The organism is Kocuria sp. CPCC 205231 (genome assembly GCF_040980965.1).
Classification (GTDB): Bacteria; Actinomycetota; Actinomycetes; order Actinomycetales; family Micrococcaceae; genus Kocuria; species Kocuria rosea.
On sequence record NZ_JAVKPP010000017.1, the window covers coordinates 78,485 to 85,033 of the forward strand.

General features: G+C 73.7%; 4 protein-coding genes. 3 read left to right on the top strand and 1 reads right to left on the bottom strand.

Annotated features, from left to right (window positions below; translation table 11 throughout):
* Positions 1–49: 49 nt before the first annotated feature.
* Both glp and RF640_RS16105 read left to right on the top strand, forming a co-directional pair.
* Positions 50–1,282 (top strand): gephyrin-like molybdotransferase Glp, encoded by a 1,233-nt coding sequence (gene glp / locus RF640_RS16100; protein WP_109222261.1) that lies wholly within the window; start codon positions 50–52, stop codon positions 1,280–1,282.
* Between the two features lie 162 nt (positions 1,283–1,444).
* Positions 1,445–1,831 (top strand): hypothetical protein, encoded by a 387-nt coding sequence (locus tag RF640_RS16105; protein WP_017834534.1) that lies wholly within the window; start codon positions 1,445–1,447, stop codon positions 1,829–1,831.
* A 4-nt stretch (positions 1,832–1,835) separates the two neighbouring features.
* On the opposite strand, the gene RF640_RS16110 is transcribed toward RF640_RS16105, so the two are convergent.
* Positions 1,836–2,681, bottom strand: coding sequence for an alpha/beta fold hydrolase (locus tag RF640_RS16110; protein ID WP_035925853.1), 846 nt, complete (start codon positions 2,679–2,681; stop codon positions 1,836–1,838).
* Between the two features lie 209 nt (positions 2,682–2,890).
* On the opposite strand from RF640_RS16110, the gene RF640_RS16115 reads away from it, so the two are divergent.
* The coding region (locus RF640_RS16115; protein WP_368828385.1) for a nitrate reductase subunit alpha at positions 2,891–6,549 on the top strand (3,659 nt) is incomplete at its 3' end.

A 6,549-nucleotide genomic window follows, 5' to 3' on the forward strand; every position in this document is an offset into this window, starting at 1 on the left:
GGCCCCGATCCTGCCAGGACGGGCGCGCCCCGGCACCTACGCTGGAGGAATGAGCAGGCACGCGCAGCATCCGGTCCGCAGCGTCGACGAGCACCGCCGCGCGGTCACGGAGGCCCTGCGGGGTCTCCGCGCCCGGACGGAGACCCTGCCGCTGGCGGCCGCGGCGGGCCGGGTCCTGGCCGAGGACCTCGTGGCGCCCCTGAGCCTGCAGCCTTTCGACAACTCCCAGATGGACGGTTTCGCGATCCGTGCCGCCGACAGCCGGACGGCGCCCGGGGAGGACGGGCGCACCCCGTTCGTCGTCGTGGCCCCCGTGCCCGCCGGCCACGTCCCCGGCCCGCTCGGTCCCGGGGAGGCGGCCCCCGTCATGACCGGCGCGCCCCTGCCGCCCGGCGCGGACGCCGTGGTGCCCGTCGAGGAGTCGCTGCCGGGGGGCTTCCCGGCACCCGGGACGCACCTCCGGCTCCCGGCGGGCCAGCCGGCCGGGAGGTTCGTCCGCCGTGCGGGCGAGGACGTCGTCGCCGGGGACACGGCGCTGGTCGCGGGGCAGCGGCTCACCCCCGCCCGGATCGGGCTCGCGGCCGCGCTGGGGTGCGCGGAGCTGACCGTGCGCGCCCGCCCCCGGGCCGTGCTCTACACGACGGGCGACGAGGTCGTGGCGCCCGGCGCCGCGCGCGGCCCGGCCCAGATCTTCGACGCGAACGCGGCGATCCTGCGCGCCCAGCTCGCGGAGGCGGGCGTGGAGGTGGTCGGCGCCCACCTGCTCTCCGACGACGCCGGCGCCTTCGCGGCACGCCTGGCGGAGGACACCGCGCGGAGGCCCGACTTCTTCGTCTCCTCCGGCGGGGTCAGCGAGGGCGCCTACGAGGTCGTCCGGCAGGTGCTCGCGCCCCACGGCGAGTTCGTGCACGTCGCGATGCAGCCCGGGGGGCCGCAGGGCCTCGCGGCACCGGGCGGCGTTCCCTTCGTCTGCCTGCCCGGCAACCCCGTCAGCACCCTCGTGTCCTTCGAGATGTTCCTCCGCCCCGCCCTGACCGGGACCGTGGGCGCCCCGGCGCCGCGGGCCCGCCGCACGGGGCCCCTCGCGGAGGCCGTCCGGCCGCTGCCCGGGCGGACCCAGGTGCGCCGCGCCGTCTGGGACGGCGCCACGGTGCGGATGGCGGGCGGGCCCGGCTCCCACCTGCTGGCCGCCGCGGCCCGGGCCAACGCCCTCGCGCTCGTGCCGGCGGGCGGGGCCGAGCTGCCGGCGGGGACCCCGGTGGAGCTGCTGCTGCTCGACTGACCCGGTGCGCGCCCGGCCCGCGGGACCGCAGGGCCGCACCACCGCAGGACCCCACCACCGCCGGGGCGGCTCCGGCCGGGCCCGGGGCGCCGCGGCGGTGTCCCCGCCGCTCGCTAGACTGGTCCGCGCCCCCGCCCGGACGATCGCACAGAACAGGTCCCCATGACGTCCCTGCTCGCCCCGCTGCTCCTCGCCGCCACCGCCGTGATCCAGGCGCTCGGCCGCTACGAGTACCACCAGAACGGCATCACCGTGGTGGGCCAGATGCTCTTCCCGATCTTCTTCGCCGTCCTGGCGCTCTTCCTCGCCCGCCGCGGCGAGCGGGGCGCCTTCGGCACCGCGCACCTCGGGCTGCTCGTGCTCGGCGGCATCCTGTTCGTGCTCACCCTGGTGGGCTGGAACGGCACCGTCCCCCAGCTCTACCCCTCCGTGGGGATCTACTACGCGGCGTTCGCGCTGCTGGCGGTCCAGGCCGCGCTGCGCATCGCGGGGACCCCCCGGCGCCGGCGCGAGGACGCGCCGTCCGAGGGACCCTCCCCGCGGGGCTGAGCCGCTACGGGGTGTTCGCGGTCCCGCCGACGCGCTCGAGCACCAGTCCCGCCAGCTCCTCGGCACGGGTCTCCGGCAGCCAGTGGCCGGCGTCCAGCTCCACGAACCGGTAGGGCCCCCGCACGTGCTCGGCCGTGAGCTCCGCGGCCCGCCGGCCCAGGGCGGGGTCCCGGGCGCCCCACGCGTACGTGGTCGGAACGTCCACCGGTCCGGTGCGCAGCCGGGACAGCGGCAGGGCGCGGTACCAGTTCAGGGCGCCGGTGAGCGCGCCGGGCTCCCGCATCCGGGCCGCGTAGCGGGCGGCCTCCGCCGCGGGCAGGCCGGAGCGGCGCAGGAGCTGCTCGAGGCGCGGACCGAGCAGCGCCTCCGGGAGCCGGGGCAGCTGGAAGGCCCCGACGTAGGCCGAGCGCAGCGCCTGCGGCGAGCGGGTCAGGGAGCGGGCGAGCGCCCGGGGGTGCGGGACCGAGGCCACCGTCAGGGACGCCGTCCGCTCCGGCCGGTGGGCCGCGAGGGTCCACGCCACGATCCCGCCCCAGTCGTGGCCGACGACGTGGGCGCGCTCCAGCCCGGCGGCGTCCAGCAGCGCCACGGCGTCCTGGACGAGCAGCTCGAGCCGGTAGGCGCGGCGACCCCGGGGCCTGGTGCCGGGGGAGTAGCCGCGCTGATCGGGCACCAGCGTGCGCAGGCCGGCGCGCCGCAGCACGGGCGCGACCCCGGACCAGCTCGTGCCGTCCTGGGGGAAGCCGTGCAGCAGCAGGACGGGCTCCCCGTCCGGGGGCCCGTCGTCGCGCACGTCGAGGCGCACGCCGGGGCGGAGGTCACCGGGAGGGCGGAGGGTCGGTCGGTCCATCCGGCCAGGCTAGTCCCGGCCGGCGCCCGTCCGCGCGAGAGCCGGGGCTCGGTCATCCCCTTTCCGCCGAGAAAAACAAGGGTGCCGGAATTCTTGACGGAAAATGAATTCTGAAATTGATGTGTCATGAATTCTTTTCCACCGAATTGCCGTTCATTGGTCCACAAGAAAATCCTAATTCAGAATGCCGAATTCGATAGGTTGGCACCATGGTTGCCAGCTCCGTTCCGCCGGGCACCGATGGCCCCGCGTCCCACGCCCTGCTCAAGCTCGGGAAGTTCTTCACCCGCTGGGAGGAGTCCCCGGACGGCCGCGCGGTCTACCGCGAGGGCGGGCGGGCCGGTGACGCGTTCTACCGGAACCGGTGGAGCCACGACAAGGTGGTCCGCTCCACGCACGGGGTGAACTGCACGGGCTCGTGCTCCTGGAAGGTCTACGTCAAGGACGGGATCATCACCTGGGAGGCGCAGGAGACCGACTACCCCTCGGTGGGCCCGGACCGCCCGGAGTACGAGCCGCGCGGCTGTCCCCGCGGCGCCGCCTTCTCCTGGTACACCTACTCGCCCACCCGGGTCCGCTACCCGTACGTCCGCGGGGTGCTGCTGGAGATGTACCGCGCGGCCAAGGAACAGGTGGGCGGGGACCCCGTGCTGGCGTGGCAGGCGGTGGTCGGCGACCCGGAGAAGCGCCGGGCCTTCCAGCAGGCCCGCGGCAAGGGCGGCCTGGTGCGCTCGAGCTGGCAGGAGGCCCTCGAGATGACCGCCGCCGCCCACGTGCACACCGTGAAGACCTACGGCCCCGACCGGTGCACCGGCTTCTCCCCGATCCCCGCGATGTCCATGGTCTCCCACGCCGCGGGGGCCCGGTTCATCAACCTCATCGGCGGTGTGATGAACAGCTTCTACGACTGGTACGCGGACCTGCCCGTGGCCAGCCCCCAGGTCTTCGGCGACCAGACCGACGTCCCGGAGTCCGGCGACTGGTGGGACGCCACCTACCTCATGATGTGGGGCTCGAACGTCCCGGTCACGCGCACCCCGGACGCGCACTGGATGGTGGAGGCCCGCTACCGCGGCACGAAGGTCGTCTCAGTCAGCCCCGACTACGCGGACAACACGAAGTTCGCCGACGAGTGGCTGCCGGCCCAGGCCGGCACGGACGCCGCGCTCGCCATGGCGATGGGCCACGTGATCCTGCGGGAGAACTTCGTGGAGCGGCGGGTGCCGTTCTTCGAGGACTACGTCCTGCAGTACACCGACCTGCCCATGCTCGTCACCCTCGACGAGCGCGAGGACGGCACCGTGGTGCCCGGCAAGTTCGTCACCGCCGCGGACCTGGGCGGGGGCGAGGCGACGGCCTCCGACGCGGCGTTCAAGACCGTGCTGATCGACCGCGACGCCGGCACGCCGGTGGTCCCGAACGGGTCCATGGGCTTCCGCTACAACGAGCAGGACGAGGGGAAGTGGAACCTCGACCTGCAGGGCGTGCGCCCGGCGCTCTCGCTCGCGGACGCCTCCTCCTACGAGGGCTCGGTGAGCGCGGTGCACCTGCCCGCCTTCACCGACGCCACGGGGGAGGGCTCGGTGCTGCGCCGCGGCGTGCCCGTCACCGAGGTCGCCGGACGGACGGTCACCACGGTCTTCGACCTGATGCTCGCCCAGTACGGCGTGGGCCGCGAGGGCCTGCCGGGGGACTGGGCGGCCGGGCTCGACGACGTCGCGACCCCCTACACCCCGGCGTGGCAGGAGGAGATCACCTCGGTCCCGGCCCGGGCCGTGATCCGCACAGCCCGCGAGTTCGCGGCCAACGCGGAGAAGTCCGGCGGCCGGTCGATGATCATCCTGGGGGCCGGCATCTGCCAGTGGTACCACGGGGACGTCACCTACCGGGCGATCCTCGCGATGCTCATGCTGTGCGGGTGCCAGGGCCGCAACGGCGGCGGGTGGGCGCACTACGTGGGCCAGGAGAAGGCCCGCCCCATCACGGGCTGGGCCGCGATGGCCGCGGCCACCGACTGGACCCGCCCGCCGCGCTTCATGATCGGCACCGCGTTCTGGTACATGCACACCGACCAGTGGCGCTCCGACGGCTACTCGTCCGACTCCCTCCAGTCGCCCCTGGCGGAGGGCCACCTGAAGGGCATGCACACCGCGGACGTGGTCGCGAAGTCCACCCGGATGGGCTGGATGCCGTTCTACCCGCAGTTCGACCGCAACTCCCTCGACGTCGCGGACCTCGCCGCCGAGGGCGTGGCCCGGGGGGAGGCCCCCGACGAGGCCCGGTGGGTCGCGGACCGGCTGAAGTCGGGGCAGCTGCGCTTCGCCGTCGAGGACGTCGACGCCCCCGAGAACTGGGCCCGCACCCTGGTGCTGTGGCGCTCCAACCTGCTGGGGTCCTCCGCGAAGGGCGAGGAGTACTTCCTCAAACACCTCCTCGGCACCCACCACAACGTCATGGGCCGGGACCACTCCGCGTCCCGGCCGAAGGACGTCACCTGGCACGAGGAGGCGCCCGAGGGCAAGCTCGACCTGCTGGTCTCCGCGGACTTCCGGATGACGAGCTCCACCCTGCTCTCCGACGTCGTCCTCCCCGCCGCCACCTGGTACGAGAAGCACGACCTGTCCTCCACGGACATGCACCCGTACGTGCACGCGTTCACCCCGGCGATCGACCCGCCGTGGGAGGCCAAGACCGACTACGAGCTGTTCCGGCTGCTCGCCGAGGAGTTCTCCCGCCAGGCGCGGACCCACCTGGGGGTGCGCAAGGACCTGGTGGCCACCGCGCTCACCCACGACACCCCGGGGGAGATCGCCCAACCCGGGGGCCACGCCCCGGACTGGAAGGGCACCGACGTCCCGGCCGTGCCCGGGAAGAACCTGCCCAACCTCGCGGTCGTGGAGCGGGACTACACCGCGATCGGGGAGAAGTTCTCGGCGGTGGGGCCCCTGGCCGAGCGGCTGGGCTTCACCACGAAGCACATCACCTACGACGTCTCCCACCAGGTGGACCAGCTGGCGCGCCTGCACGGGGTCTTCGACTCCGGGGCCGCGGCGGGCCGCCCGGCCGTGGACACCGACGCGCGGATGGCGGAGGCGATCCTGCTCTTCTCCGGGACCACCAACGGGGAGCTGGCCGTGCAGGGCTTCGAGACCCTCGAGAAGCGCACGGGGGTGGAGCTCGCGGACCTCGCCCGCGGCTCCGAGGAGAAGCGGATCAGCTTCGCCGACACCCAGGCCGCCCCGGTCCCGGTGATCACGTCCCCGGAGTGGTCCGGCTCCGAGACCGGGGGACGGCGCTACGCCCCGTTCACGGTCAACATCGAACGGCTCAAGCCCTTCCACACCCTCACCGGGCGGATGCACTTCTTCCTGGACCACGACTGGCTCAAGGACATGGGCGAGACCCTGCCGATCTACCGCCCGCCCCTGGACATGCACCGGCTCTTCGGGGAGCCCCAGCTCGGGGAGCGCGGCGAGCTGTCCATCGCCGTGCGGTACCTGACGCCGCACAACAAGTGGTCGATCCACTCGGAGTACCAGGACAACCTGTTCATGCTCTCCCTGTCCCGCGGGGGCACCACGGTGTGGATGAGCCCCCAGGACGCCGCACTGATCGAGGTCTCCGACAACGAGTGGGTCGAGTGCGTCAACACCAACGGCGTCTACGTGGGCCGGGCCATCGTCTCCCACCGGATGCCGGCCGGGGTGGTCTACGTCCACCACGCCCAGGAGCGCACCATCGACGTGCCGAAGTCCGAGGCGACCGGCCGCCGCGGCGGGATCCACAACTCGGTCACGCGCATCCTCGTCAAACCCACCCACATGATCGGCGGCTACGCGCAGCTGTCCTGGGCCTTCAACTACCTCGG

What these genes read in the sequence shown, in the direction of transcription:
- glp (WP_109222261.1), top strand. Translation starts at nt 50, where the DNA reads ATGAGCAGGCACGCGCAGCATCCGGTCCGCAGCGTCGACGAGCACCGC.
- RF640_RS16105 (WP_017834534.1), top strand. Translation starts at nt 1,445, where the DNA reads ATGACGTCCCTGCTCGCCCCGCTGCTCCTCGCCGCCACCGCCGTGATC.
- RF640_RS16110 (WP_035925853.1), bottom strand. Translation starts at nt 2,681, where the DNA reads ATGGACCGACCGACCCTCCGCCCTCCCGGTGACCTCCGCCCCGGCGTG.